The organism is Ectorhizobium quercum (genome assembly GCF_026552795.1).
Taxonomy (GTDB): domain Bacteria; phylum Pseudomonadota; class Alphaproteobacteria; order Rhizobiales; family Rhizobiaceae; genus Ectorhizobium; species Ectorhizobium quercum.
The window spans coordinates 13,667-40,325 of sequence record NZ_JANFPI010000004.1; the positions used below are offsets into that span (position 1 = coordinate 13,667).

A 26,659-nucleotide genomic window follows, 5' to 3' on the forward strand; every position below is an offset into this window, starting at 1 on the left:
CTTCACATCGCCGCGGGCGGCAGCACGATTTCGAAGCTCGTTCCGTTGCCGCCCGTTTCGTGGAGCCGGATGCTGCCCCCGTGCGCCGAAAGGGCGGCGCTGACGATGGCCAGCCCCATTCCCGTCCCGCCTTCGTCACGGCGGGTTGAGAAGAAGGGCTGGAAAATCCGCGCCCGGTTGCCTTCGGGAATGCCGCGGCCGTCGTCGCTGACATGGATGGCGATCGCCTGGCCGATATCGGCCGTCGCGATGGCGAGGCGCGTCGCGCCGTGCTGGACGGCGTTTTCGGCCAGATTGGCGAAAACGATGTCCGCCGCATCGCCCGGCAGGGCGATGGCGCCGGAAAAGGCATCGTCGAGTGTGACGGTCAGCGCCGGAAACCGGGTCCGCAGCGTCGAGGCAATATCCTGCATGGCGCTGCGGCCGGACGCGGCCGGAATTTCCGCTTTCGCCAGTTCCCGTAGCCGGGAGAGCAGGGCGTCGAGCCGTTGCGCATCGGCGATGATGTTGGCGAGGAAACGGTCGCGCTGCGCCGGGCTCATGGCACCCGCCTCGTCCTCGCGCAGCAGTTCGGCCGCCCCGCGGATGGAGGTGAGCGGCGACTTCAGTTCATGGGAGACATGGGCGGCGAAGGAGCGAACATAGTCTGAATGGTCGACGAGCTTGCCGGCGAGGTCGAGAAAGCTCTGGGAAAGGGCGGCGATTTCCTTCGTCCCGTAACGGTCGAGCGGCCGGATGGCCGCCCGCTCGCCGCGCGCGATCGCATCCGTCCGCTCGATCAGGGCATGGATCGGTATCGTCAGCGTGCGGGTCAGCACGTAGGCGACGAGAAGCGTCAGCAGCAGCACGACCGCAAGGGCGGCCAGTTCCGCCGGCGCCATCGCGCCGGAGGCGGCTTCGACGACGCGGAACCAGACGACCGTCAGCACCGGCAGCGTCATGACGGTCAGGAGAACGGCATGGACGATCAGGGCCAGCGGCGGCCGCCATTTCGGCTTGATCCGGGGGGAGGGCATCAGACGATCTCCCCGGTTCCGGGAGAAAGCTTGAAGCCGACGCCGTGGACGGTGGCGATGATGCCGCTTCCGCCGGCTGCTGCAAGCTTGGCCCGCAGGTTGCGGATATGGCTGTCTATGGTGCGGTCGGCCACATAGGTGTTCGCGCCGTAGGCGGCCTCCATGAGCTGCTCGCGGCTGAAGACGATGTTCGGACGCGCCAGCAGGGCGTCGAGGATGGAAAATTCGAGCGCGGTGAGCGTGATCGCCCGGTCCTCGAAGGTGACGCCGCGCGCGGCGCGGTCGAGGCGGAGCGCCCCGCAGGTGAGTACCGCCCGCGAGGCGTCGCCGCCGGCCTGCCGGGCGGACCGTTTCAGGATGGTTTTGACCCGCGCCACCAGCTCGCGCGGGCTGAAGGGCTTGGTGACGTAATCGTCGCCGCCGATTTCGAGCCCCAGTATGCGGTCGATTTCCTCGTCGCGGGCCGACAGGAAAAGGATCGGAAGGTCGGAGCTTCGGCGGATCTGCCTGCAAACCTCCAGACCGTCCATGTCCGGCATGCCGATGTCGAGCACGACGAGATCGATATTGCCCCGGTGAAAGGCCATCATCGCCTCCGTGCCGTTGCGGGCGGTCGTCGTGGCCATGCCCGCATGGTCGAGCGCGAAGCAGATGACGTCTCGGATGTTGGGTTCGTCGTCGACGACGAGAATGCGCTGCGTCATGGGATGCCTGCAAGTGGATGGAACCCTGTTTTGGTCGCTTTGCCCTCATCTTGCAATGGGTGCGGTTTCGAGAAGATAGGCGCGGATGCGCGCCTTGCGGAGCGTCCAGCCGCGCCAGTCGCTGCGAGGGTAAAGGACATCCCCGGCGAGCCGGTTGCGGATGACCGCCGCAAGCTCGGCCCTGAGGGCCGGCTGTGTCTTCCCGGCGGCGATGTAGGTGTCGAGCGCGGGGATTGCCGAAGCGCCCAGCCTGGAGAGGTAGTGGAGATCGAGCAGCCTGCCCTGGCCGGAAAGCTCCCGGCTGTGCGCCACGTTGAACCGCGCGATGAAGCCGGGAGCGTCGCCGAGTGCGCCGAGGAAGACGACGACGGCAAGCGATGCGCAGCCCGTCGCCACCAGCCATTCGTTCGATCGCCGCAGGACGATGCGCAGGAGAATGAGCAGAAGACATGTGGCGACGAGCCCCATCCACAGGCCGGCGGCAAGGCGGAGCCCGGTGAGCGAGTAGGTTTCGACATAGAGGTCGAGCCGCAGCATTGCCGAAAAGCACAGCAGCGCGTTCTGGGCGATCCAGAGGTAGACGAGGCGGCGGACGCGGGGGCTGCGGCTGCCCGGCCCGTCCGGGCGCATGGCCGCCAGGATGAGCGCGGCCGCGAGCAGGGCGGTGACGACCAGCGGATAGGCGCCGCGATGGGCGTATTGCGCGTGGCTCATCCCGTCCGGCAGGCGTGCGCCGCCCCAGAGATAGGTGAGGTCGAGGCCGGTCTGCACCGCGAAGACGGCGTTGAGAAGCACGAGCGTGCGGATGAGAAAGGCCGTGCCGAACAGGCTGTCTCCGCCGGCACGGTCCCCGCCCGCGCTTTCGTTCCGCCGTGCCGGCGCGCGCAGGAGGCGTGGACGCAGCAGCACGTGGACGAAAAGGCCGACGGCGAGCCAGAAGCCGATGCGTTGCGCATCGAGAGCCTGCGGCAGCCGGACGAGGCGTGCGAGCGTGGTCTCGATGGTCTTTTCGATCAGAGGGTTGGCGATGGCGAAGAGCAGGAGAAAGACCCCGGCCAGAGCAAGCGGCGCGATCCAGATGCGAAGACGTGATCCGAGGGCGGCGAGCCTCCCGCCCTTCGCCCCGGGCCTTGCCGGCCGCCGGGCGGGGCGCAAGAGCCGCACCGGCAGCGCGGCGACGAAGCGCAGCAGGACGGCCGGGATACGGACCGGCCGCGCCGGCGTCAGGCCGTGGGAGGCGAGCGAGACATAGGCAAGCCCCGCCAGACCGACGAGCACCGACATCCAGGTGACGGCTTCCATCAGCGGAAAACCCGTTGCGAGCGAAAGCGCGGCAAGCGCCGCCTTCGCGCCGGAAGAAAGGCGCTTGCGGGGAAAGAGCAGCAGGAAAAGGGCAAGCAACTGCACGAAGAGGAAGAGGTTGAGACCCGCATCGTAGCGGAAGATGAGGAAATCGGCCGCCGGGATCAGGACGAGCGGCAGGAGGAACCGGGAAAGCCTGTATCCGGGACGGACGGCGGCGGCATCGCCTGCCGCTCTCATGGCTTTGCCCCGTTCTTTGGTTCTCCTGACGCGCCATTCCGGCCGGAACGCGGCAATGCGGCAAAGGTGACGGCCGGAGCGGCCGGAACGTCTTCGAGCCACCAGCCTTCGGTTCGAAGGCGGTGGGGAATGAAGACGGGTGAAAGCGGTGGACGTCTGCGTGTGTTTTTCATGCCCTCAGCATCGGAAGGGCATGTGCAGATTCCGTGCAGCGGCCGGGGAGATGTTCAGGAAAGTGACGGCCCGTCCGTTCGCTTCACGAGCCACCGCCACCGGAATGCGATCCGTATCGAGCCGCCTCAACGATGCTCGCCGCGCCCCAACCGCCTCAGCAGGAGGTGGGTGGAAAGCCCGAGCGCGACGGAGGAGAAGACGAAGGCGAGCGCATAGGCCGCATAGTTCCCCGACAGCCAGTTCGTCAGGACGAGGCGCAGGTTGGTGAAGTTGCGCGGCTGCAACGACAGGATGGCCTGGTCCGTCGCGGGAACGCTGCTGAACGTCGTCTGCCGGGTATCGAGATAGCTGGTGCGCCCCTCGATGGCCAGCCAGTTCTGCCGGTCGCCGATTGCCGCGGTGCCCGTTTCGAGCAGTTCCGCGTTCGCGGCGCTGACGATGGTGCGGATCGTTTTCGAAGCGCGGTCGACCGTCTGGTCGACGAAGATGCCGGTGCTTTCGGGCAACCGGTAGGGCCCCCCGTCCCGGGACCAGAAGTTGAAGGCGGTGAGATCGAGATTGAACGTGTCCTTCAGCCACAGATTGACGTCGGAAAGCAGTTCGACAACGGGTCCGGAATCGACCATGTTCCGCCACGAGTCGACGTTCACGTTCCCCGTCTCCGGACCCGCCCCGCCATTCGGGTGAACGGCGCTGATATCGACGTTGCTGAAGGTTTCCGCCGGCAGATCGCCGGTCGTGCCGAAGATCAGGGCGTTGCTGCCGGCGGCGATGCCTTCCGTCGTCAGCGAAAGCTCGACCGGCAGGCTGTGGCCGGCCGCGAGCGCGAGCTTGCCCAGCACGGTGGTTGCCGCCGCCAGCGTCGTTTCGTCGTTGCGCGCAAGCACCACTGCCGTCGGCCTGTCCGGCGCCTGATAGGGGACGCCGAGACCGGCGGTGGCGGAAAGATCGGGCGCCAGCGTCAGCCGCGCGAAATCGGGAATCACCAGCTCCGAGGTATTGAAGATCGCAAAGCGCGCGGTCCGGTCGGCGGTGGCCCCGGGCGCGCAGGCGAGATCCTCGCGGGTCACGAGCGTGGCCTCCAGCCTGATCGTGTTAACCCCGGACCTGAAATGGCGCATCGTGACGCGGATCGGGTCGTGCCGGAGAACCGCGCCGCCCCGGGCGGTGATGGGGACGGTCGTCGCCAGATTGCCGTTGACGATGACGTTGATGCTGCTGCCGGGCAGGACCTGGCTCGAATAGGCGGCATCGAGAAGGATCGTCGCCGTGCCGTAGGCATTCGCGTAGAAATCGGCGGGGATGCCGATGGTGAATTCGCGCGAGAACCGGCGGCCGGAAAACTCCTGCGAGGCGATGCCCAGCGTGTCGAAGGAGAGTGTCGAGGCGCCTTCGACCATCGGCGTGTCCGCGGACGCCGAGGCGGCGCTGCCGAGCCGGCCCGGCTCGGCGCCGGCATTCGCGCTGACGGTCAGGAAATTGTCGACGATCGTGCCGATCGCGCTCCAGTCCGGGCCGAGGAAGACGAGCGCGGACGCGTCGGCAACGCCGGGCAGAGGCTCGAAGCCCGCCATCATCCGGCTTCGCTGCGCCGGGCTCGCGGGTCCGGCCAGCCGGTCCATTTCCTCCGGCGTTGCGACGATCACCACGATTTCGCCCGGCTGTACCGCCTCGGGCAGGGTCTGCGAGACGGAAAAGGACAGGTTGGCGGCGCCGCTCAGCAGGGAAAGCCCCTGGGCGAGTTTCAGCAGGCCGGAGGTCGCCGCGGGTTGCCCGAGGGAAGGGGCGACGAGCAGGAAGCGGCTGCGCCCCTCCGGGTCGACGCTCATGGCGCGGATATCCTCCAGACGGATCATCCGGTTGACGTCCGGCGACGCGAAGGTCAGGAAGGTCCCGGCCGCGTCGAACTCGGTCCACAGCGAATAGGTCGAGTCGACGGTGCAGTCGGTCCTGTGGCGCTGGTCGGCCTGGAACCGGATATGGTTGGGGCCGGGCCGCAGCACGCCGGCCGGCAGCGCGACCGTGAGGCGCTGGTCGAACTCGGTGCCGCGCGGCGGCTGGCTGATCACCGGAACGTCGTTGATGAACACCGACAGCCGGGAGGCCTCCGGGGCGATGACGACGGAGTTGCGGTAGCCGATGTCGAGCGTCGTTTCGGCCGCGGCCTGTTCGGGCGTCAGCATGAAGGACCAGCCTTGCACGGGTTCCTCGCCCTGAAGCCTGAGCTTCGGCGCCTGCAGGAGATAGCGCCGGTTGGTCTGCGCCTGCGGGCGGGCGTCGCCGGCGGGGGGCTGCTGTGCGCCGGCCGCCGGCGGGGCCGTCCGGCCGTCCGTGCGTTCCGGCGTCATGTCGAACGGCGCGGGCTGGGCCAGCGCCGTCGTGCCCAGTCCGGCCAGAAGAAGGGTGATCGCCAGCGTTTTCATCGGCCTGCACCCTTCCTGGCTTTCTTCGCCTCGACCGGCATCCGGAAGCGGATGAGATAGTGAAGGCCGCGGAAGGTCTGCCCGATCGACTGGACGAGGAACCGCAGCGTGCCGCGCAGGACGCCGGGATTGCGCCGGCGCGCCTGCTGGAACAGGCTCCATTGCTCCGAATTGGCGAAGATGAGATCGGCGACCAGCTCGTGATGGAGCGGGGTGCCGGGCAGGAAGCGGCAGCCGACGGTCACGATGTCCCCGTCGTGTTGGGCATGACGGATATCGACGGGCAGTTCGCCGGGCTCGCTGCGGCCGTTCGGCTGGAAGCGCATCCGGCCCGGCGCGTCGCGCTGGAAAGGTGCCGAATCCCTTGTGAAGACCTGGATGCTCGCGCCGTTGACGGAGACGTTCTCGATCATCGCCGGATACCACGTGTCGCCGATGGCGAATTCGCCGCGGCGGTTCACCGTCACGCGGCGCGACGACTGGCGCTCGCCCCGTTCGGCCACGACGCCGAGCGCGCAGCCGGCCAGCACGAGATTGAGCAGGTTCCACCCGCCGACCACCAGCGTGACGTCGAACTTGTAGGGCTCCGTATAAAGACGGTAGGCGGTGACGAAGACGGCGATCACCAGCACGAGGAAGATGATGAAGAACGGCCGGCTGATTTCCGAAAGGCGGCTTTCGGCGATCGATTCGTCCTTGGCCGTCACCTTGAATGTCGGCTTGCGGGGGTTGAACGCCACCGAAACCACGGCCGGCAACAGGTGGACCGACTGTATGTATTCGTAGAGTTCCGAGATCAGCGGCCAGCGGTACGAGCCGTAAAGGTAGTTCTGGATCAGCAGGTTCACCAGCATGTAGGACAGGGTGTAGGCCATGAACTCGCCGCCCGAGGCCGTGAAGATCTGCCGGTCGAAGAACAGATAGCACAGCGGTGCGATCAGGAAGATCATCCGCGGAAACGGAAACAGCCAGAACATGGTCGACGACATGTAGCAGAGCCGTTGCGCCAGCGAGAGGCCGCCCTTGAACAGCGGGAAGCGGAACCGCATGATCTGCATCATTCCCTGCGCCCACCGCGAGCGCTGGCCGATGAAGCTTGCGAAGGTGGCGGGTTGCAGGCCGGCGATCAGCGGCACGTCGACATAGATGCTGTTCCAGCCGCGCGAATGCAGCTCCAGGGCGGTTTCGCAGTCCTCGGTGATGGAAAGGCCGGAGAAGCCCTCGGCCTCGTTCAGCGCCTCGCGGCGCAGGACGGCCGCAGACCCACAGAAGAAGGCCGCGTTCCACTTGTCCAGCCCGCGCTGGATGATGCCGTAGAACATCTCGTTCTCACTCGGCATCGTGGAAAAGGTGTTGAGGTTGCGCTCCACCGGGTCCGGATTGATGAAGAAGTGCGGCGTCTGGACGAGGAACAGCCGCGGGTCGTCGTTGAAATAGCCGACGGTCTCCCGCAGGAAATCGCGCGCCGGCGCATGGTCGGCGTCGAAAACGGCGACAAGATCGCCCGTCGAATGCTGGAGGCCGTTGTTGAGATTGCCGGCCTTGGCGTGCTCGTTGCGGGCGCGCGTCAGGTAGCGGACGCCCAGCTGCTGGCAAAGGGCCTGCAACGAGGCGTGCCGTTTCTCCGCCGATTTCGCCTCCAGCAGGTTGGTGGAATGGCGCTTCTGCTCGGTCCCGCCGTCGTCGAGCAGCCAGACCGTCACCTTTTCCGGGGGATAGTCGATGTTGCGCGCGGCGGCCAGCGTGTTGGCCAGGAGCGATTCTTCCTCGTTGTAGCTCGGAACGAAAATATCGACGCTCGGCAGCTCGTCGTCGGCAAGCGTCCGGTAGGGCTTGCGCGGCGGCAGCGGCATGGACACGATGAAAAGGCTGAGAAACAGCATGAAGACGCTGTACATCTCGGCAAGATAGACCAGCAGGCCGGGAATGAAGTTGCTCGGCTGGTTGACGGGCGGCAGGGTGCTGGTCGTGCGCCAGTAGACGTAGCGCAGCACGATGGAGGTGCCGAGCGCCAGAAGCACCAGGCGGCTCGCCCCCTCCATCCGCAGGTATTTCATGGTGGCGACGATCAGAAGCACCAGGAAGGTCGTCACGAGCTGGGTTCGCGCATCGACCGGCAGGAACGCCAGGAAGACCATCAGCGCGGCGCATGGCGCCCAGAGGAGGAGGTTAAGCGACGCACGCATGGATCGCCGTCCTTCCCGTTGATGTCACGGACAGCGGCGGCCGGGCCGCGCAGGCATGGTTGCGGCTCATGGGCAGGCTCCTTCCGGTGGCCTTCCTCCGCCGAGGCAGGCCGGCGAGGGAACGACGGTGCCGGCATTCGCGACGGGGGCTGCGGATGTCGTGGACCTGGCAGGGGCGGCCGGTGCCGGAACGGGCGACGCGGCCGCCGCTCCGCCCGCGGGCGAGGGCACGACGACCTGAGGGCCCTGCGGGGCGGAGATCGGCACGGCGGGCTGCGCCGTCCGCGCCGGAGCGGCGGCCGGGGCCGGTGGCGGGGCGGGCAGCACCGTCGCCATGTCGCGCGGATAGGTCGGATCGCCGCTCTTGCCCAGCCGCTGCCGGACCGGCGCGGGCGTGCCGTAAGGGTTCCAGCCCGGCGCATCGACGGCAGCCGTAATGGTGAAGCCGTACATGAAGGCCAGCAGCTTTTCCTCCGTCGCCCCCCGGTCGCACAGGCGGACCCGGATCTGGATCGCGCCGGTGCCGATCGCGGATTGCCCGTCGGGCGAACGCAACTGCTGCCATGCATAGAGGCAAAGCTCGTCCGCGGCGGGACGGCCCACGGCATAGCCGAAGGGGCCGTAGTCGTTCTGGGTGACGAAGGGCGAGGGCACCATCGCGATGCCCGGCAGCGTGCCGCGCAATTCGGAATTGATGCGGCTTTCCGTCAGCGAGGTGAAGGCGAGCGTGTCGTCACCGTAGCGTGTCGGGCTCTTCGTGCCGAAGAGGCGGACCTGCACGACGTTCTGGCCCGGAACGCGGGAATCGGTCGACAGGAAGATTTCCTGCTGAAGCGCATTGTTGAAACGCTTCTGCGCCACGCCGGTGATGGCGAAGGCGCCGGGCGCCGGCATCAGCATGGCCTGATCCGCCTCGACGAGGCCCGTTTCGCCGGCGATGCGGACGGGTTGTCCGGCGCATGCCGACAGGACCAGCGTGAACGATAGGGCAAGAGCCCTGCCTTTGCGCTGTCGCTGCCGTTTTCGAATCACTGACCTTGCTTCCATAGGCTAGATGTAGCGCAGATATGATGATGCTCAAGCCGGAATTGACCTCGGACGATTTCCGGCCGAAAATGCGTCGGCGCATGCACGAAAAAGCCCATCATGGGGCATCTGCCTTGCCCCGGGCTGGACATTTAAGGGCTTCTTTACCCTGTCCGGTCCATAGTCGCGCTTGCGGACTGGAGTTTCCCGATCTCGGGCGGCACAAGGGAGCGACCATGCGCACATCCATCCTCGCAGTGACGGCGGTCGCGGCCGCAACAGCGGGTATTTCGGGTTTCAACAATTACGACCGGCAAGTGGGGCCGGGCACGATCCGGGCCAGCCTGGTCGGCCAGCAGCCGGAAACGCCCTCGCTGGCGAAGACCGCACCGGTCAGCCTGCCGGTGCAACTTGTCGCCCAGGCCCAGCCGGTGGCTCAGGCCCCGTCGGTGAATGGCGCTCCGGCGGGCGGCAACACCTCTCCCGCCGTGGACGAAAGCGCCCTGCGCTATTTCGCGGCCCAGGGCGATACGGTGCGTCTCCAGGCCGAAATATCCCGTCTGCGCGCCCTTTATCCGGGCTGGGAGCCGCCCCGCGATCCGCTGGCCATCGCCACGGGAGGCGATCCGCGCATCGACGCCCTGTGGAAGCTTTACGCCGAGGCCCGCTACGACGATCTCGACCGCGCCATCGCCGAGCGCCGCACGGCCGAGCCGGGCTGGACGCCCCCCGCCGAACTGGTCGACAGCCTGCGCCTTGCCCGCGCGCGGCAGAACCTCGTGCAGGCCTCCGACGCCGGCCGCTATCAGGCGGTCGTCGATCTTGCCGCCGCCGCGCCGCAGCTTTTGACCTGCGGCGAGGTGGACATATTGTGGCGCGTCGGCGAGGCGTTCGCCCGGACCGACCGTCCGGACCGCGCCCGCGATGCCTATGCCTATGTCCTCCAGAATTGCCACAACCCGCAGGAGCGTCTGGCGACGGTGCAGAAGGCGAGCCTTGTTCTCGACGCGCCGAGGATCGACGAATTGCTGCGTTTCGAGCAGCGCGGCGCCGACGGAGAGCCGGAATTCGACGCCGTTCGCGACGACATCGCCCGGTCCGTCATCTCCCGCGGCGGAGAAGACGCCGACGCCCCGATCCCCGAAAACTATGTCGAGCGCCTGAAAAGCATCGCCGGCCGGGATGAGCAGTCCTCCGACTCCCTGCTGCTCGGCTGGTATTTCTACCGCCGGGACGCATTCCCGGAGGCGGAGGAATGGTTCCGCAAGGCCTACGGGAAGGAAGAGAGCGCGTCCGCCGCCCAGGGGCTGGCGCTGACGCGCATCGAGCGCGGCGATCCTGCCGGGGCCGAGAGCGTGCTCTACCCGTTCAGGGACAGCAACGACGATACGAAGGCGACCTATCTTGCCGCCGTCGCCCATCTGCTGGGGCGCGATCCGCCGCAGCCCATCGACAACGACGTGCTCGCGCGCATGGCGCCGGTGGCGATTGCCGCCCGCAACGCCGAGACCGCGGAGCAGTTCGGCTGGTACGCCCGCTCCTTGCAGCAGATGCAGACGGCCGTCGACTGGTTCCGCCTCGTCCTGTCCTGGAACGCGGCCTATGAACCGGCGGCCTACGGTCTGGCGGTGTCGCTCGATGCCTTGGGCGACAGGGCCGGGGTCGCCCGCATCCAGTCGGACTGGGCGGGGCGCTCGGAGCGGATCGCCGCGTTGCGTGATGGCGCGAGGGCGCAAGAGGCGGTGCCCCGGGTCGTCGAGCACCCGCGTTCCGGGCAGAGCGCCGCGCCCGCTGCGCGACGCGAGGCCGGTGCGCCGCGCCGGCAATCGCGCGGCGCCGGCTGCCAGAGCACGGTCGACGCCGCACGGCTGGCGCCCGGCGTGGCTCTGGCCCGCGGCTGGTGCCTGATGGAACTCGGCCGGCCGATGGAGGCCGTGCCCGCGTTCGACCGGGCGCTGGCGGGCGGCGATTACCGGTCGCGGCAGGATGCCGCCTACGGCAAGAGCCTCGCCTATCTTCGCCTCAAGATGACGGACAAGGCCGCCGCCGCGGCGACGGCCATGCCGCAGGATGCCGCGCGGGCGTCCGAACTCCAGACCGCGATCCTTGCCGACCGCGCGGTCGGCGCGTTTCGGCTGGGCCGCTACCAGGAAACCATCATCGCCCTCGACCAGCGTTCGCGCATCGCCCCGGAACGGCAGGACCTGATGGTGCTGCGGGGATTTGCCTATCAGAAGCTCGGCTACATCGCCGAGGCGCGCCGGATTTTCCAGGCGCTTGCGAATGTCGGCAACACGGCGGCGCTGAGGGCGCTCGCCGATCTTCAACCCGGCTAGGTCCTGACCCTGGAGCCTTTCCGGGGACAGCGGTCTTCCGTTCGGAACGGCGCGCGAAAACAAGCAGTCAGGGCATGGACATCCGTCGGATGACGGATTGTGCCGGAACGAGGGAGAATACCGGATGGCATCCGAACAGCGGTCGCCGCGGCTTGCAGTGCTGATCGATGCGGACAACACCTCGGCGAAGATCGCCGACGGCCTGTTCGAGGAAGTGGCAAAGATCGGCGAAGCGAGCGTGCGCCGGATCTACGGGGACTTTTCCGGCTCGCGCTCGAAGAGCTGGGCGGACATCCTTGCCAAGCACGCCATCATTCCGCAACAGCAGTTCGCCTACACGACCGGCAAGAACGCCTCGGACATCACGCTGGTCATCGATGCGATGGATCTTCTGCACAGCGGCCGCTTCGACGGTTTCTGCCTGGTTTCCTCCGACAGCGACTTCACGCGGCTCGCCGCCCGTATCCGCGAGCAGGGCGTCGACGTGTTCGGCTTCGGCGAGCAGAAGACACCGGAAAGTTTTCGCCAGGCGTGCCGGCGGTTCTTCTATACGGAGAACCTTCTTCCCGGCAAGGCGAAGGACGAGGAAAATGCGGCATCGGCGGCGGACAAGCCGTTGCAGCCGCTGAGTGCCGCCGTCCCGCTGATCAGGAGGGTCCTGTCGCAGGAGGATACCGAGGAAGGCTGGGTCGATCTCGGCACGGTCGGAAAACAGCTTCTGAACCTGGCGCCGGACTTCGATCCGCGCACCTTCGGATTCAAGAAGCTCAGCGATCTCGTCCGCAAGGCCAACCAGCTCGAGGTTGCGCAGGAGGAGGGCGGCCCGATCCGGATCCGGCAGAAGCACGGGTCGCGGAAATAATCCCCACCGGGTTCCGAACGCGTTCGGGCCGGGACAGCCCGGGATGGAGCACCGACGCTTCGGCGTGCGGACGCCTCCTGCCGTCGAACGGCGCGATCAAACCCATAGGTTTTGACTAACCAGTCTTCAGAAATTTCATATTTTACATTTCCCCGACGACGGACCTCTAATTTCTCCAGCGACCAGCCGCGATCCCCGGTGCCACGGTGCCGGCGGCCCCGCCCGGACAGGGCGGCGCGCAACGATCGAGAGGAGAACCATGACGATCCCCCACGCCAGACGGATGCGCATCGATCCGGCCGACTGCGGTCGGAAAGGAAAGGCATTGCCGGTTTCGGGGCGGTGACGCCTCTGCTTCGCATTGTTCGAAGCAGGAGCAAGGAAACTTCTATTTTCCAGCCGCGACGAAGGCACGGATAATCCGCGCAACAGACGAAATTCCAGATCGAGACACTTGAAGGGTCCGAAATGATCAGAACGGGTTCAGAATACCGCGATTCCATCCGCGGCGCGCGCGAGATCTACATCAACGGCGAGCGCGTCAAGGACGTGACCGTACACCCCATGTTCAAGCCGCTCGTGGATATCCGCGCCCGCATCTACGACATGCAGCACGATCAGGCGACGCGCCACATCATGGCCTACCGGGAAGACGGCGAGTGGAACGCCGTCAACAACAAGCTGCCCCACACCCAGGCCGACTGGTGGGACAAGCGGCGTGCCACCGATGCCGTTCTGGAGGATGTCGGCGGCATCGTCACCCGCGTCGGCGACGAAACGATCGGCGAGATGTGGTCGCTGTTCGACGGTCAGGACGTGCTGAACGAGGTCGATCCGCAGTTTTCGGAAAATATCCGCAACCACATCCTGAAGGTGCTGCATCACGATCCCTTCCATGTGTCGGCCAACACCGACCCGAAGGGCGACCGTTCCAAGCCGCCGCAGGAACAGGACCCGGACATGCTGCTGCATGTCGTCTCGGAAACGGATGCCGGCATCGTCGTGCGCGGCGCGAAATACGAGACGGCCGCTGCCTACGCCAACCAGGCCTTCACCAAGCCGACCATCGCCAACTGGGGCAATTCGGCCTATTCCGACTACGCCGTCGGCTTCATCTGCGATCTCAATTCGCCGAACCTGAAGTTCATCTGCCGCACGGGCTTTGCCGGCCGCGCCCCGGCGGAAGACTATCCGCTGTCGAACAAGTTCGACGAGGTCGACACGCTGGTCATCTTCGACGACGTGCTGATCCCGTGGGAGAACGTGCTGTTCTACCGCCACACGAAGGCGGCCGTGTTCATCCGCGCCACGCTGCATCGCTATTCGGCCTTCGCCTTCACCCAGCGAAACCTGAAGCTGGCCGACATGCTGATCGGAGCCGCGCTCTTCAACGTGCGCCAGACCGGGCTCGACAAGCAGCAGGCCGTGCAGGAAAAGCTCGCCCGGCTCGCCTGCTACCGCGAAGGCATCAATGCCCACCTGACGGCCTCCATCACCCTTGCCGAGCGCTCGCCGGGCGGCCTCATCATGCCCAACCAGTCGCTGCTCTATTCGGGCCGCGTGCTGGCCTGCTCGCAGCTTCACGAGATGATGCACCTGACCCGCGAACTGTGCGGCGGCCAGATCTGCGTGACGCCGGACAAGGCCTCCTTCGACGCGCCGGAAACCAAGCCCTGGCTCGACAAGTTCTACACGATCAACGAGGACTGGGTGGCCGAGGACCGCCGCAAGCTGCTCGCCTTCGCCCGCGACATGCTGAACTCGGATTATGCCGGCCACCGGCTGACCTTCCAGCTCTTCGCCCAGTCGCCGCCCTTCGCCCACCTTGCGGCGGTCTACCGCAACTTCGACTGGGACGGCCCGATGGAATTCGTCAAGCACGCCGCCGGCCTGTCGGACTCGGTGCTCGGCGAGACGACCCGCACGCCGGGCGACAGCGCTGTGTCGCGCTGGTTCGACACGCAGGCCGCCCGCCCCGCCGCCGAGTGAGCGGCAGGCTCCGGTTTCGCCCCGGTTTCGACAAGGAAACAGCCATCATGGAAAACAGTCTCCGGAACGATTTCCTCGCCGCCATGAGCCGCGCCGCCTGCACCGTCAGCATCGTGACAACCGACGGGCCGGCCGGCCGCTCCGGTGCCACGGTCTCGGCCATGTCCTCGGTCTCGGCCGACGGCGAGGCCCCGACGCTGCTGGTCTGCCTGCACCAGAACAGCGTGACGGCGCAGGCGATCCGCGACAATGGCGGCTTCTGCGTCAACGTCCTGCGCGACGACCAGTCGGCGATCTCCGACCGCTTCGCCGGCCGGCTGGACACCACGGAGGGCAAGTTCGCCGGCGCGTGCTGGGAAACCGGGCCGACGGGCTTCCCCCGCCTGCACGGTGGCCTCGTCTCCTTCGATTGCCGGCTGGCGAGCGAACAGAAGGTCGGCACGCACCACGTCTTCATCGGCGCGGTGGTGGCCGTCACCGCCGAAGACGAGGGCCTGCCGCTCATCTATTCCGGCCGCGCCTACGCCCGTCCGGCCCGCCTCGACGCGACGGGCCTCCGCTCCGCCTGATTACAAGTCTCGAAAGGTTCTTTCATGCCTGTCCACAAGCGCATCCGCACGTTCAACACCCGGGACACCTATCCGGAACAGACGCTCGACAACGATCTCTGCCAGGCCGTCGTCGCGCGCGGCACGATGGTCTTCGTGCGCGGGCAGATCGGCCAGAACCTCGACACGGCGGAAAATGTCGGCGTCGGCGACGTGACCGCCCAGGCCGAGCAGGCGATGGCCAACATCCGCATGCTTCTGGAGGAAGCCGGCTCCGAACTTGCCCACATCACCAAGATCGTCATCTACATCGTCGATCCGCGCTACCGCGAGCAGGTCTATCGCGTCGTCGGCAAATGGCTGAAGGGCGTCTTTCCGGTCTCGACCGGCATCGTCGTCTCGGCGCTGGCCCGGCCGGAATGGCTGGTCGAAATCGACGTTACCGCCGTCATTCCCGATTGACCACCCGAAGGAAGCGCCATGACCTTCTCGATAAGCGGCCGCTGCGAAAAGACCGGAACCTTCGGCATCGCCATCGCCTCCTCCTCGCCCGCCGTCGCGGCGCGCTGCGCCCATGCCCGCGCCGGGGTCGGCGTGGTGGCGACGCAGAACGTCACCGATCCCTCGCTCGGGCCGAAGGGCCTCGATCTGATGGCCGCCGGTCTCGATGCGGAGGCGGCGCTGGCGAAGCTTCTCGACGGCTATGCGACCGCCGAATACCGCCAGCTCGTGCTGGTCGACGCCAAGGGCAATGCGGCCATCCATTCCGGCGCCCATACGCTCGGCACCTTCGCCACGGCGAAGGGCAGGCATTGCGCCGCCGCCGGCAACATGCTCGCCGGCACCGGCGTGCCTTCCCGCATGGTCGAGGCGTTCGAGGCGGCGCAAGGGCCGCTCGGCGACAGGCTGATCGCGGCCATGCAGGCGGGACAGGCAGCTGGCGGCGAGGCCGGGCCGGTGCATTCGGCCGGGCTCCTGATGGTGCGCGACGTGTCCTGGCCGATCGCCGACCTGCGGGTCGACTGGGCCGAGGCGGACCCGGTCGGCCGGCTCGCCGCATTGTGGACGCTCTACGAGCCGCAACTGGAGGACTACATCGCCCGCGCGCTCGAACCGGACGCCGCGCCGCGCTACGGCGTTCCGGGCGACGAGTGACCGGGATATCCGCTCCCGCCGCGCCAGACGGGATTGTGTCGTTGGAAGGTCCGATCCAATTCCATCTGCATGGTAAACGGGCCATCCTCTTGATTTCATGCGGGCTTCCGGCAGAAGGCCGGCCCGGTCCGCCGAAAGCCGTCCTCACGCGTGGAACGGCTTCTTTTGTCGGAAGCAAGGGGAGGGTATAGACGAGGCATGCGTTACACGCTTCGCCAGATCGAATATTTCATCGCGACCGCCGAGACCGGTTCCATCACGCTGGCCTCCGAGCGGGTGAATATTTCGCAGCCTTCCATTTCGACGGCGATCGCCCATCTGGAGCAGGAACTCGACACCCAGCTTTTCGTGCGCCGCCACGCGCAGGGCCTTGTCCTGACCCCGGCCGGCAAGGCGCTGCTGGTGGAGGCCAAGCGCCTGCTCGAACACGCGCAGCAGATCTATCAGGTCGCCTCCGAGGTCCATGACAAGGTGCGCGGGCAATTGAGCCTCGGCTGCATGGTGACGCTGGCGCCGATGATCATGCCGGAGCTTTCGCACGCCTTCACCTCGGCCTTCCCCTCGACGCGGGTGATGCAGGTGGTGGGAGACCACGACACGCTTCTCCAGAAGCTTGCGAGCGCCGAGATCGACATTGCGATCATGTACGACCTGCTGGTGCCCGACGGTTTCGACTTCGTGCCGCTCGCCAGCCTGCCGCCGCACGTGCTGGTCGGCGAGGTGCATCCCTTCGCGCGGCTTTCCGCCGTGACGGTGCAGGATATCGCGCCCGAGCCGCTGCTCCTCCTCGATCTGCCGATCAGCCGCGAATATTTCCTGGCGATCTTCATGCAGGCCGGGCTCGACCCGAACATCGGCGCGCGCTCGCCGCATCAGGATATCCTGCGCACGATGGCCGCCAACGGCTACGGCTACACGCTGGCCAACGTGCGCCCGCGCGCGGATGTGGCGCTTGACGGCCGCAGGCTGGTGCGCCTGCGCCTCGCTGGCGACCACAGGCCGATGGTGATCGGCCTCGTCTCGCTCAAGGAGCGCCGCAAGTCGCGGCTCATCGAACTCTTCGAAAGCCATTGCCGGAACCGCATTTCCGACGCCTACATTCCCGGCATGGTCGCCCCGGCGATGGAAAAACGCACCCGCCTGCCCTGACCGGCGCCGCGAAATTGCCAATAATTTAAGCACTGGCACATGATTAGACAGCGACTATGCATTGGGCCAGAATTTCATAATTTACACCCGCCAGCCCGTCCGGCTTACTTTCAGCGGAATCCGGCCGGCGCTCCGCCACCCCGCCGGCCGGCCCCAGGGCAGAGCCACAGGACGACAGTCGCACCATGAAGAACAGCGTGATCGACCCGACCACGGCAACACCGTTAAGCGCCCCGGCGAATGCCGCCGGGCTGAAGCTTCACGCCCAGGGGCTGTGCAAGTTCTACGACGGTTTCGCGGCCCTTCACCCGACCGATCTGAAGGTGCGGTCCGGCGAGCTTCTGACGCTGCTCGGCCCCTCGGGCTCGGGCAAGACGACGCTGTTGCAGCTCATCTGCGGTCTCGTGAAACCCTCGGACGGCATCCTGACGATCGACGGACGCGACCATACGGAAACGCTGGCCAGCCAGCGCGACGTGGGTGTGGTTTTCCAGAACTACGCGCTTTTTCCGCATCTGACGGTGCATGAGAATGTCGCCTTTCCGCTGCAAATGCGCCGCATCGCCCGAACCGAGGCCGCACGCCGGATCGGCGAGGCGCTGGAAATGGTCGGGCTCTCCCATTTCGGCAAGCGTTTCCCCCTGGAGCTTTCGGGCGGACAGCAGCAGCGCGTCGCCCTTGCCCGCTGCCTCGTCTATCATCCCTCGCTGATCCTGATGGACGAGAGCCTTTCGGCGCTCGACCGCAAGCTGCGCGAGGCGATGCAGATCGAAATCCGCCGCATCCATCGCGAAACCGGCTCGACCATCATCTTCGTCACGCACGATCAGGAAGAAGCGCTGGCCCTTTCCGACCGCATCTGCCTGATGAATGCCGGCCGGATCGAGCAGATCGGCAGCCCGCAGGAAATCTATGAACGGCCGGTCAGCCGGTTCGCGGCCGATTTCATCGGCGTTTCGACCATTTTCGAGGGCGCGGTGGAGGGCGACCGCCTCGTGTCCCCCGAAGGCGTGCTGCCGCTGCCCGCGCCGGCGAAGGCGCAGAAGGGCTTTCTGGTGATCCGCCCGGAACATATCCGTCTCGAAAAGCCCGAAGAAGCCCGGCTTGCCGGCCGTCTCGAAGAGACGATCTATGCCGGCCCGGAAAGCCGCCTCATCATCCGCCTCGACAGCGGCCTTGCCGTCACGGCCCGCCGTTCCTCCAGCCTGCCGCCGCTCCGGCACGGGGAAACTGTCGGCCTTTCATGGAATCCGGAGGATGCCCGCTTTCTCGACCGCTGACCGTTCATCCGCCTCGCATGCCAAATCATAAATCACAAACCAGAAGGGAACCCGCATGTCACCGATCCTCGCTCCTACCCGCCGCACTCTTCTGAAAAGCGCCGGCCTCGCCGCCGGCGCGCTCGCCACGCCCGCCCTCATGCGCTCCGCTTTCGCCGCCGGCCAGCTGACGGTCGCCGATGTCGGCGGCGCGCCGGGCGAGGCGATCAAGAAGGCCTTCTACGAGCCGTTCGAAAAGGAGACCGGCATCAAGGTCATCGGCGTCGCCCACGATCCCGACCCCGTCACCCAGTTCAAGCTGCAAGTCGACACCAAGTCCTATCTCTGGGACGTCTGCATGGTCACGCCGGACCATGTGATGCGCCTGACGGAGGACAAGGACTACACCGTCCCGCTCGAAATCTCCGGTCCCGAGACCGCCGACATCCTGCCGGGCATGCTGACCGACAACTGGCTCGGCTTTTCCGTGTTCGGCGCCATCATGGCCTACCGCACCGACAAGTTCCCGGATGCCGGCCCGGCCAACTGGGTCGATTACTGGGACGTGGAAAAGTTTCCCGGCCGCCGCGGCTTCTACAAGGGCGCCTGGGCGGCGCTGGAATTCGCGCTGCTCGCCGATGGCGTCGAGCCAAAGGACCTCTATCCGCTCGACATGGACCGCGCCTTCAACAAGCTCGAGGAACTGAAGCCGCATGTGGCGGTCTGGTGGACCAGCGGCGCCCACAACACGCAGATCCTCCAGAACGGCGAAGTCGATATGAGCGACACCTGGTCGGCCCGCGCCTATGCCGCCACGGCCGCCGGCGCCCCGGTCAGGACCGTCTTCCAGGGCGGCTACTCCACCGACGGCTGGTCGATCGTCTCCGGCGCGCCGAACATCGCCGCCGCGCAGAAGTTCATCGAGTTCTGCCTGAAGCCGGAGCACCAGGGCGCCTATTCCTCGATCGTCGCCAACGGCCCGACCAACAGGAAAGCCTTCGACTTCATGCCGGCGGAACGCGCCGAAGTGCTGCCGACCTCCGAGCAGAATTTCGCCAACCTCTACGAGATCGATTCGAAGTGGTGGTCGGCGAATTACGACGCCGCCGTCGAGCGCATGCAGGAATTCCTGCTGCTGTAGGCCATCTGCCAGCCGGGCCGTTCGATGGCCCGGCTCCTCCCTTCCGGCGGCGCGGCCGCGTCGTCCCTTCCAGAGTGCGGAACCATGACCAAGAAGAAGATCGTCCTGAGCTGCCTTTTTCAAGCCAACGGCTACCACAAGGGGGGCTGGCGCACGCCGGAGGCCGAGCCCGGCGCCGATACCGACATCGATCACTACATCCGCACGGCCAGGCGGCTGGAGGAGGGGCTGTTCGACCTGTTCTTCCTCGCCGACACGCCGGCGACGCGGACGGAAAATCTCGATATCTGGACGAAATCGCCGATCTACCAGAACGGTCTCGAGCCGATCACCGTCCTGACCGCGCTGGCGATGAGCACCACGCATATCGGCCTTGGCGGCACGATGTCGACCAGCTTCTTCGAGCCGTTCAACATCGCCCGCCAGTTCGCCGCGCTCGACCATATTTCGAAAGGCCGCGTCGCCTGGAACGTGGTGACGTCCGCCAATGATTACGCTGCCCGCAACTTCGGCCTCGACCGGCTTCCGCCGCACGGCGAGCGCTACGAGAAGGCGAAGGAGTGCGTCGAGGTGGTCAAGGCCTACTGGGACACCTGGGAGGACGACGCATTCATCTTCGACAAGGAGAATGCGATGCAGTTCGACCCGAAGAAATATCATGTGGTCGATCACGAGGGGAAATTCTTCAAGGTCTATGGCGGCCTGAACGTCGCCCGCTCGCCGCAGGGCCATCCCGTCATCATCCAGGCGGGCGCTTCCGACGCCGGCAAGGAACTGGCCGCCGAAACCGCCGAGATCGTCTTCGGCACCGGCTCCGGCATGCAGGCCGCCAAGGCCTTCTACGACGACCTCAAGGGCCGCATGGCTAAATTCGGCCGCGACACGAGCCAGCTCAACATCCTTTCCGGCTTCGACGCCGTCATCGGCGATACCGAGAAGGAGGCCGAGGAGAAGTTCGAGTATCTCCAGTCGCTCGTGCCGCCGGAACTCTCCGTCATGTATCTGAGCATGGACCTGGAAGCGAAGCTTCTCGACCTGCCGCTCGACGAGCCGGTGCCGCTCGACCGCATTCCCAGGACCTCGAACAACCATACGGTCTATTTCAACCAGATCGCCGAGCTGATCCGCGAGGGCAGGACGCTGCGCGAGATCGCCACCACCTATCGCCGCGGCAACCGCGTCATGCGCGGCACGGCCGAGCAGGTGGCCGACTTCATGGAGCAATGGGTGGAGGCCGGCTGCGGCGACGGCTTCATGATGCCGATGGGCTACTATCCCGGCAATCTCGACGACTATGTCGACAAGGTCATCCCGATCCTTCAGGAGCGCGGTTCCTACAAGACCGAATATGCCGGCACGACGCTGCGCGAGAATCTCGGTCTCATCCGCCCGAAGAACCGCCACGCGGCGGGCTGAGCCGCGGCAGGACAAGGGAGATGACCCGATGACGATGGCGACCACGACGCCGGCCACCGCCGGCCGCCTGCCCGGTTTTCTCAGGCCCGGCCCGTTCTGGCTGGCCGTGCCCGGCCTCGCCTTCATCCTCGTCTTCTTCCTGATCCCGACCGTGGACATGATGTCGGTCAGCCTCTTCGACAAGGCCGGCGACCTGACGCTCGCGACCTATGCGAGGATCACCGCGTCGAGCGTCTATCTGCGGGTGCTCAACACGACGTTTTCCGTCGCGCTTCAGGTCACGCTGTGGTGCCTTCTCCTGGGCTATCCGCTCGCCTACTGGCTGAGCGGCATGCCGGGCCGCCGCCAGCGCATCATGCTGATGTTCGTGCTTCTGCCCTACTGGACGAGCGCGCTCGTCAAGAACTTCGCATGGCTGGTGCTTCTCGGCCGCAACGGCATCGTGTCGGCCGTCATGGAAAAGGCCGGCCTGCCGGGCGGCGACAGCCTGCTCTTTTCCCGCGCCACCGTCATCTTCGCGATGGTGCATACCATGCTGCCGCTCGCGGTCGTCACCATGATGCCGATCATGAACCAGATCGACCGGCGCCTGACGATGGCCGCCGAAACGCTGGGGGCGAGCGGCGCGCAGGCCTTCTGGCAGGTGTTCTTTCCGCTGTCGGCGCGCGGCGTGGCGACCGCCGGCCTGCTCGTCTTCGTCTCCTCGCTCGGCTTCTTCATCACCCCGGCGCTGGTCGGCGGCGCCAGGGACACGATGATCAGCCAGTTGATCATCACCCAGATCAACCAGTTGCAGAACTGGCAGTTCGGCAGCGCGCTCGCCGTGATGCTCGTCGCCGCCTCGCTGCTGACCATCTTCCTCTACGACCGGCTGTTCGGCCTTTCCTCGATTGCCGGCGAAAGCAAACGCGGTTCTGCCGACGGCAGGCTGCGCCGGCTTGGCCTGCGCCTGACGGGCGGGCTCGGCCGCTTCTTCGCGAAGTGGGAAGCCTTCACCCGCCGCAACCTTCGCGGCCTTTCCGGCTCCGGCCTGCTCGCCTTCTATGGCTGGGCGGTGATTGCCGTGCTGCTGTTTCCCGTCGTCGGCGTCGTCCCGATGGCCTTTACGGAAGCGGAATTCCTCTCCTTCCCGCCGGTCGGGTTCAGCTTCCGCTGGTTCGAGGCCTATCTGGACTCGCCGGTCTGGGTTTCGGCGACGCTGCGCTCCTTCGGCATCGGCTTCGCGACCGCCTTCATCACCGTCGCGGTCGCCGGGCTGGCCGCGCTCGGCCTCGCCCGCTCGAAAAGCCGGTTTGCCGGTGTCGCCTTCCTGATCTTCATGGCGCCGATGGTCGTTCCGCCGATCGTCATCGCCATCTCGCTCTTCTATCTCTTCGCCAGCCTTTCGATGATCGCCACCGACAGCGCCATCGCCATCGGCCACAGCGTGATCGCGCTGCCCATCGTCTTCGTCATCCTGCTCGCCACCTTCAAGGAGCACGACTGGCGGCTCGACCAGGCGGCGGCGACGCTCGGCGCGTCGCGCCTGCAAGTCGCCCGGCGCGTCACCCTGCCGATGGTCAAGGCGGGGCTCGTCGTCGGCTTCGTCACCGGCTTCCTGCAATCCTTCGAGGAACTGACGGTCGCGCTCTTCATCGGCGGCGGGCTCAAGACGACGCTGCCCAAGCAGATGTGGGACGACATCACGCTCTCGGCCAATCCGAGGATCGCGGCGGCCTCGGTCTGCGTCCTCCTCGTCGTGATGATCCTGTTCGCCGCGATCGAATACGTCCAGAGACCGCGGGGCGGCACCGCCCGGCGCTGACACCCGGCAGGAAGCCGATGAAGCTGCAAGCGGATGTCATGACCGGGTCGTGGTGACGATTGGGCACACTGTTGCCGGAATTGCGCTAGCCGGGATTCGGCGTATGCAGAAAATCCAGAACGGTCAGGGCGAGAAGTGCCGTCAGTTTCGGCAGTTCGGCGATATCGAGCTTTTCATCGGCGGCCCCGAGATTGTAGGGCGTGAGGCCGCAGACGATGGTCGGCATGCCCGCCCGCCGCCACAGCCGGGCATCGGAGGCGCCGACCCGCATGTTGACGATGACCGGTTCTTCGAGCAGTTCCGTGGCGACTGCGCGGGCGCAGCGGACGATGGGTGCGTTTTCATCCGTCCAGGTGGGTTCGTAACGGCGCGTGATCTCAAGCGAGACCGACGGAACGGGCGACAGCAGGGCATCGATGCGCGCCTCCACCGTCGCGACGGACACGCCGGCCGGCAGGCGGATGTCGAGTTCGGCCCAGGCGTGGTCGGGCACGAGGTTGGGCGAGGTGCCGCCGCCGATCCGGCCGATATTGACGGTGACACGGCTCATCGTTTCCTTTTCGCCGGCGCCGCCGAGCGGTTCGGAAACGGGTTGGGCGGCATCCATGACGGCGACGGCGGGATGTGCCGGGTCCGTCCGGATCGACTCCAGCGTCTTCAGCGCGGCCAGCGCCACCAGAAGGCTTTCGACGGCGTTTTCACCGCGATGCACATGGGCGCCGTGGGAAGCCCGCCCGGCAGCCTCCAGGCGGAGCCAGATCATGCCTTTCTCGCCGAGCCGCAGGATATGGGGCGAGCCGACATCCGGCACGATCACCGCATCGCCCCGGCACTCGGGCAGTGCGTCGATCAGGGTCTGGGTGCCGCGCTCGCTCATCGCCTCCTCGTCACCGGCCAGCGCCAGCACGATCTCGCCGGGAAAGTCGGGCGTTTCCTCGGCGATCAGCCGCATGGCCATGATGGAGGCGGCGATGCCGCCCTTCATGTCGCAGGAGCCGCGACCGTAGAGGAAGCCGCCCTCGCTTCGCCCGTCGAAGGGATCGCCGCTCCACAGGCCGGCCGGTCCGGCAGGATAGGTGTCGAGATGGCCGGAGAGAATGATGCGCGGCCCCGGCCGCGTGCCCTTCAGCCGGCCGACGAGATTGGCGACCGGCTCTTCTGCCATGTGCAGCCCGATCTCGATGCTCGGTATGGTGCCCGCCAGTGCGGCGGCGACGTCGCGCACCGCCCGGGTGTCGCTGGGCGGCGTTTCGCTGGGCACGCGCACGAGCCTGCGCGTCATGTCCGCCACCAGGTCGCCGCAGGCAAGCGCCCGCCGCCTGAGCGCCGCACGGCGCTGCATCCGTTCCTCGTTCATCATGAGCGTCATGCGGAAACCCGGGCCGGTTCCCGTCCGGGACGGTCCAGAAGCAGCAGCAGGATCTCATAGATCATGGCAGCCGCCAGGAAAGCCGTCATGCCCTTGACGTCGTGCGGCGGGCTGACGGTATTCACATCGGCGGCGACGATGTTGAGCCCCGAAAGCGCGCGCATGAGCATCATGCCCTCCCGCGCGGACAGGCCGCCCCAGACGGGCGTGCAGACGCCCGGCGCGCAGGACGGATCGAACACGTCCATGTCCCAGGACAGATAGACGGGGTTGTCGGCGAATTCCGCCTTGAGCTTCGCCGCGAACGGGTCCGGACCGTATTTCCACAGTTCCTCGAGCGTGACGAGGTTGTAGCCGAGGCCGCGTCCGTGCTCGTGGACTCCGCCACGCATCGTCGTTCCGCGCAGGCCGACATGATAGGAGGCGCCGGTGCGGATGCGCTGCTCCAGCGCGGCATGCGTGAACTGGGTCGAGGCATCGTAGGGATAGGCCTCGTCGGCCGGATAGGCGTCGGTATGGCTGTCGATATGAAGGACGATCAGGCCCGGATGGACCCTGGAGGCGGCGCGCACCAGCGGCAGGGAAACGCTGCCGTCGCCGCCGAGACCGATCGGCACCGCACCGGCGGCGGCAATCCGGAAGGCAGCCTCCTCGATTGCGGCAAAGCTTTCGTCGATACGCCCCGAAGTGAGCCGCACATCGCCGCAATCCACCACGTCGAGCGCTTTCAGCACGTCGAAATCGGCTCTTTCCGGATGGAACCTGCGCACCAGCCCGGACTGTTCGCGAATGGAGGCCGGTCCCTGGCGGGCGCCGATGCGGAACGGATGGATGCCGCAATCGAAGGGGCAGCCGAGAATGGCGGCGCCGGCGCCCGTGGCATCGGTGGTGTAGGGCGTATCCATGAATGTCGGGGGACGCGTGTAGAGGCTGGCGGGTTCCGCGGCGGAAAGATTGGTCGTTTGCATGATTCCAGAATTCCGAACTCAATTACTGTCGTGTCATGCGCCGCTCCCAGAAGCGGATCGCCATAGCCAACGGCCAGCAGATGAAGAAATAGACCACCGCAACGAAGCTGAAGATTTCCAGCGGGCGGAAGGTCGATGAGGACAGCTCCATGCCGCGGCGGGTGATCTCGCTGACCGAGATGACGGATCCGAGCGACGAATACTTGATGAGCTGCACGAAATTGGCGGCAAGCGGCGGCAGCGTCATGCGGATGGCCTGGGGCAGCACGATGCGCCGGAAGGTTTGCATGCCGGAAAGCCCCAGCACCCTGGCCGCTTCCTTGTGGCCGTTCGGCACCGCCTGGATGCCGGCGCGGTATACCTCGCCGATGAAGGCGGAGGAATAGATGGACAGGCCGATGATCAGGGCCGTGAACGCGCTGAGATTGATGCCGAAGACGATGGGCAGCACGTAATAGGCCCACAGGAGTTGCACGAGAATCGGCGTGTTGCGGATGATCTCGCCGACACCCACGCCGATCACCCGCAGGGGCCAGTAGCGCGACATGTCCAGCATCGCGATCAGCAGGCCGCCGAGCATGGCGAGCACCAGCGTGATCGCGGAAATGATCAGGGTGTTTTGCAGGCCGGTCATGATGAACGGCAGGTTGGCCGCAATCACGTCCCAGCGGAACGTATAGGTGAACATGGTCGGATCTCACGGAACGGGGCTTCCGGCCGGGCGGGCCGGCCGGAAGACGGTTGGCGTCAATCAGGGGGCGACGATCGGACCGAGCTGGTGCTTTTCGGCAAGCGCCTTCAGCCGGCCGTCGAGCTTGATCGTGTCCACGAACAGGTTCACGTAGTTCAGCCAGATCTGGTCGCCCTGCGGCACGACGTAGGCATAGGGCGTGACGCGCAGCGGCTCGGTCGGTTCGATGATCTTCGCCCAATCGAATTCGTCCTTGACCTTGATGGCCGTCGGGTAGTCGGACATCACGACATCGGCACGGTTCGCCATCAGTTCGCCTTCCCGCGTCGCGGGCGGGGAAATGGCGTTGAAGCCCGCCTGCTTCAGGTAATCGCGCATGAAGGGTTCGATGTAGCTGCCGAGCGTGGTGACGACGTTGATGCCGGGCTTGTCGATGTCTTCCCAGCTGTTGACCTTGCCGTCCTGGCGGACGATGGCGTAGATGCTGGTCTGGAGGTAGGGCTTGGAGAATTCCACGGCCTGGGCGCGCTTCAGCGTCGCGCCGACGCCGAACATGCCGATGTCGCACTTGTCGGCCTGAAGATCGGCAATGAAGGTGGCGAAACTGGATTCGACGATCTCCAGTTCGGCATCGAGTTCCTTCGCCAGTTCCTTGGCGAGGTCGGCGTCGATGCCCTCGATCTCGCCGGTCGCCGGATTGCGGAAGGAGATCGAGTAATAAAGCGGGTACTGGCAAACGCGCAGCTTGGCGCTCTGCGTGATGCGGAAGAGCCGCGATTCCACTTGCTGCGCCTGGGTCGCGGCAGGGATCGCCGTCACGGCTGCGGCGGAAACGAGGGCCGTCATGACGGCGGCGCCGATGCGGGATTTTACGGATGTCATATCTGTTCCACTCCTTATA

21 protein-coding genes are annotated in these 26,659 nt (G+C 66.3%); 11 read left to right on the plus strand and 10 right to left on the minus strand.

Features of this window, described 5'->3' with window-relative positions; translation table 11 throughout:
- Positions 1 to 2 precede the first annotated feature (2 nt).
- From NOF55_RS12480 to bcsN, 6 genes are all read right to left on the minus strand, one after another.
- Positions 3 to 1,016, minus strand: coding sequence for a sensor histidine kinase (locus NOF55_RS12480; RefSeq protein WP_306411711.1), 1,014 nt, complete (start codon positions 1,014 to 1,016; stop codon positions 3 to 5).
- Positions 1,016 to 1,720 carry a response regulator gene (locus NOF55_RS12485; protein ID WP_306411712.1) on the minus strand — a complete coding sequence of 235 codons (705 nt, stop codon included), beginning with the start codon at positions 1,718 to 1,720 and terminating at the stop codon, positions 1,016 to 1,018. The genes NOF55_RS12480 and NOF55_RS12485 overlap by 1 nt, the downstream gene beginning before the upstream one ends.
- A 45-nt stretch (positions 1,721 to 1,765) precedes the next feature.
- On the minus strand, positions 1,766 to 3,262 hold the full coding sequence (locus tag NOF55_RS12490; RefSeq protein WP_306411713.1) for a DUF4153 domain-containing protein: 1,497 nt from the start codon (positions 3,260 to 3,262) through the stop codon (positions 1,766 to 1,768).
- A 299-nt stretch (positions 3,263 to 3,561) separates the two neighbouring features.
- Positions 3,562 to 5,859, minus strand: a complete 2,298-nt coding sequence (locus tag NOF55_RS12495) for a cellulose biosynthesis cyclic di-GMP-binding regulatory protein BcsB (protein WP_306411714.1) — start codon at positions 5,857 to 5,859, stop codon at positions 3,562 to 3,564.
- The gene (bcsA, locus tag NOF55_RS12500; protein ID WP_306411715.1) at positions 5,856 to 8,045 is read right to left on the minus strand and encodes a UDP-forming cellulose synthase catalytic subunit; all 2,190 of its coding nucleotides are present in this window, start codon (positions 8,043 to 8,045) and stop codon (positions 5,856 to 5,858) included. The genes NOF55_RS12495 and bcsA overlap by 4 nt, the downstream gene beginning before the upstream one ends.
- 66 nt (positions 8,046 to 8,111) lie before the next feature.
- Positions 8,112 to 9,077, minus strand: a complete 966-nt coding sequence (bcsN, locus tag NOF55_RS12505; RefSeq protein WP_306411716.1) for a cellulose biosynthesis protein BcsN — start codon at positions 9,075 to 9,077, stop codon at positions 8,112 to 8,114.
- A 230-nt stretch (positions 9,078 to 9,307) separates the two neighbouring features.
- Between bcsN and NOF55_RS12510 the strand changes: the two genes are divergently transcribed.
- The 11 genes from NOF55_RS12510 (at position 9,308) to NOF55_RS12560 (ending at position 22,730) form a co-directional block, all read left to right on the plus strand.
- Positions 9,308 to 11,407: a cellulose synthase gene (locus tag NOF55_RS12510; RefSeq protein WP_306411717.1), complete on the plus strand. Its 2,100-nt coding sequence runs from the start codon at positions 9,308 to 9,310 to the stop codon at positions 11,405 to 11,407.
- 124 nt (positions 11,408 to 11,531) lie between these two features.
- Positions 11,532 to 12,269 carry an NYN domain-containing protein gene (locus NOF55_RS12515; protein ID WP_306411718.1) on the plus strand — a complete coding sequence of 246 codons (738 nt, stop codon included), beginning with the start codon at positions 11,532 to 11,534 and terminating at the stop codon, positions 12,267 to 12,269.
- Positions 12,270 to 12,737: 468 nt separating this feature from the next.
- On the plus strand, positions 12,738 to 14,258 hold the full coding sequence (locus tag NOF55_RS12520; RefSeq protein WP_306411719.1) for a 4-hydroxyphenylacetate 3-hydroxylase family protein: 1,521 nt from the start codon (positions 12,738 to 12,740) through the stop codon (positions 14,256 to 14,258).
- Positions 14,259 to 14,305: 47 nt separating this feature from the next.
- Complete coding sequence (locus tag NOF55_RS12525; RefSeq protein WP_306411720.1) at positions 14,306 to 14,827, plus strand: flavin reductase family protein; 522 nt, start codon at positions 14,306 to 14,308, stop codon at positions 14,825 to 14,827.
- A gap of 24 nt (positions 14,828 to 14,851) precedes the next feature.
- On the plus strand, positions 14,852 to 15,268 hold the full coding sequence (locus NOF55_RS12530; RefSeq protein ID WP_306411721.1) for a RidA family protein: 417 nt from the start codon (positions 14,852 to 14,854) through the stop codon (positions 15,266 to 15,268).
- An 18-nt stretch (positions 15,269 to 15,286) separates the two neighbouring features.
- Positions 15,287 to 15,961, plus strand: coding sequence for a DUF1028 domain-containing protein (locus tag NOF55_RS12535; protein ID WP_306411722.1), 675 nt, complete (start codon positions 15,287 to 15,289; stop codon positions 15,959 to 15,961).
- A 198-nt stretch (positions 15,962 to 16,159) separates the two neighbouring features.
- Entirely contained in the window at positions 16,160 to 17,110 is a 951-nt protein-coding gene (locus tag NOF55_RS12540; RefSeq protein ID WP_306411723.1) for a LysR substrate-binding domain-containing protein, read from the plus strand.
- A gap of 185 nt (positions 17,111 to 17,295) precedes the next feature.
- Positions 17,296 to 18,390 carry an ABC transporter ATP-binding protein gene (locus NOF55_RS12545; RefSeq protein ID WP_306411724.1) on the plus strand — a complete coding sequence of 365 codons (1,095 nt, stop codon included), beginning with the start codon at positions 17,296 to 17,298 and terminating at the stop codon, positions 18,388 to 18,390.
- Positions 18,391 to 18,445: 55 nt separating this feature from the next.
- Positions 18,446 to 19,510 carry an ABC transporter substrate-binding protein gene (locus NOF55_RS12550; RefSeq protein ID WP_306411725.1) on the plus strand — a complete coding sequence of 355 codons (1,065 nt, stop codon included), beginning with the start codon at positions 18,446 to 18,448 and terminating at the stop codon, positions 19,508 to 19,510.
- An 84-nt stretch (positions 19,511 to 19,594) separates the two neighbouring features.
- Positions 19,595 to 20,926 (plus strand): LLM class flavin-dependent oxidoreductase, encoded by a 1,332-nt coding sequence (locus tag NOF55_RS12555; protein WP_306411726.1) that lies wholly within the window; start codon positions 19,595 to 19,597, stop codon positions 20,924 to 20,926.
- Positions 20,927 to 20,954: 28 nt separating this feature from the next.
- Complete coding sequence (locus NOF55_RS12560) at positions 20,955 to 22,730, plus strand: ABC transporter permease subunit (protein WP_306411727.1); 1,776 nt, start codon at positions 20,955 to 20,957, stop codon at positions 22,728 to 22,730.
- An 85-nt stretch (positions 22,731 to 22,815) separates the two neighbouring features.
- On the opposite strand, the gene NOF55_RS12565 is transcribed toward NOF55_RS12560, so the two are convergent.
- From NOF55_RS12565 to NOF55_RS12580, 4 genes are all read right to left on the minus strand, one after another.
- Complete coding sequence (locus NOF55_RS12565; RefSeq protein ID WP_306411728.1) at positions 22,816 to 24,099, minus strand: M20/M25/M40 family metallo-hydrolase; 1,284 nt, start codon at positions 24,097 to 24,099, stop codon at positions 22,816 to 22,818.
- Positions 24,096 to 25,067, minus strand: a complete 972-nt coding sequence (locus tag NOF55_RS12570) for an arginase family protein (RefSeq protein WP_306411729.1) — start codon at positions 25,065 to 25,067, stop codon at positions 24,096 to 24,098. Before NOF55_RS12570 ends, NOF55_RS12565 begins: the two co-directional genes overlap by 4 nt.
- A gap of 22 nt (positions 25,068 to 25,089) precedes the next feature.
- Entirely contained in the window at positions 25,090 to 25,755 is a 666-nt protein-coding gene (locus tag NOF55_RS12575; RefSeq protein WP_306411730.1) for an amino acid ABC transporter permease, read from the minus strand.
- A 63-nt stretch (positions 25,756 to 25,818) separates the two neighbouring features.
- A complete protein-coding gene (locus NOF55_RS12580; protein ID WP_306411731.1) occupies positions 25,819 to 26,640 on the minus strand; it encodes an ABC transporter substrate-binding protein in 822 nt (273 codons plus the stop codon).
- Between the last annotated feature and the right edge of the window lie 19 nt (positions 26,641 to 26,659).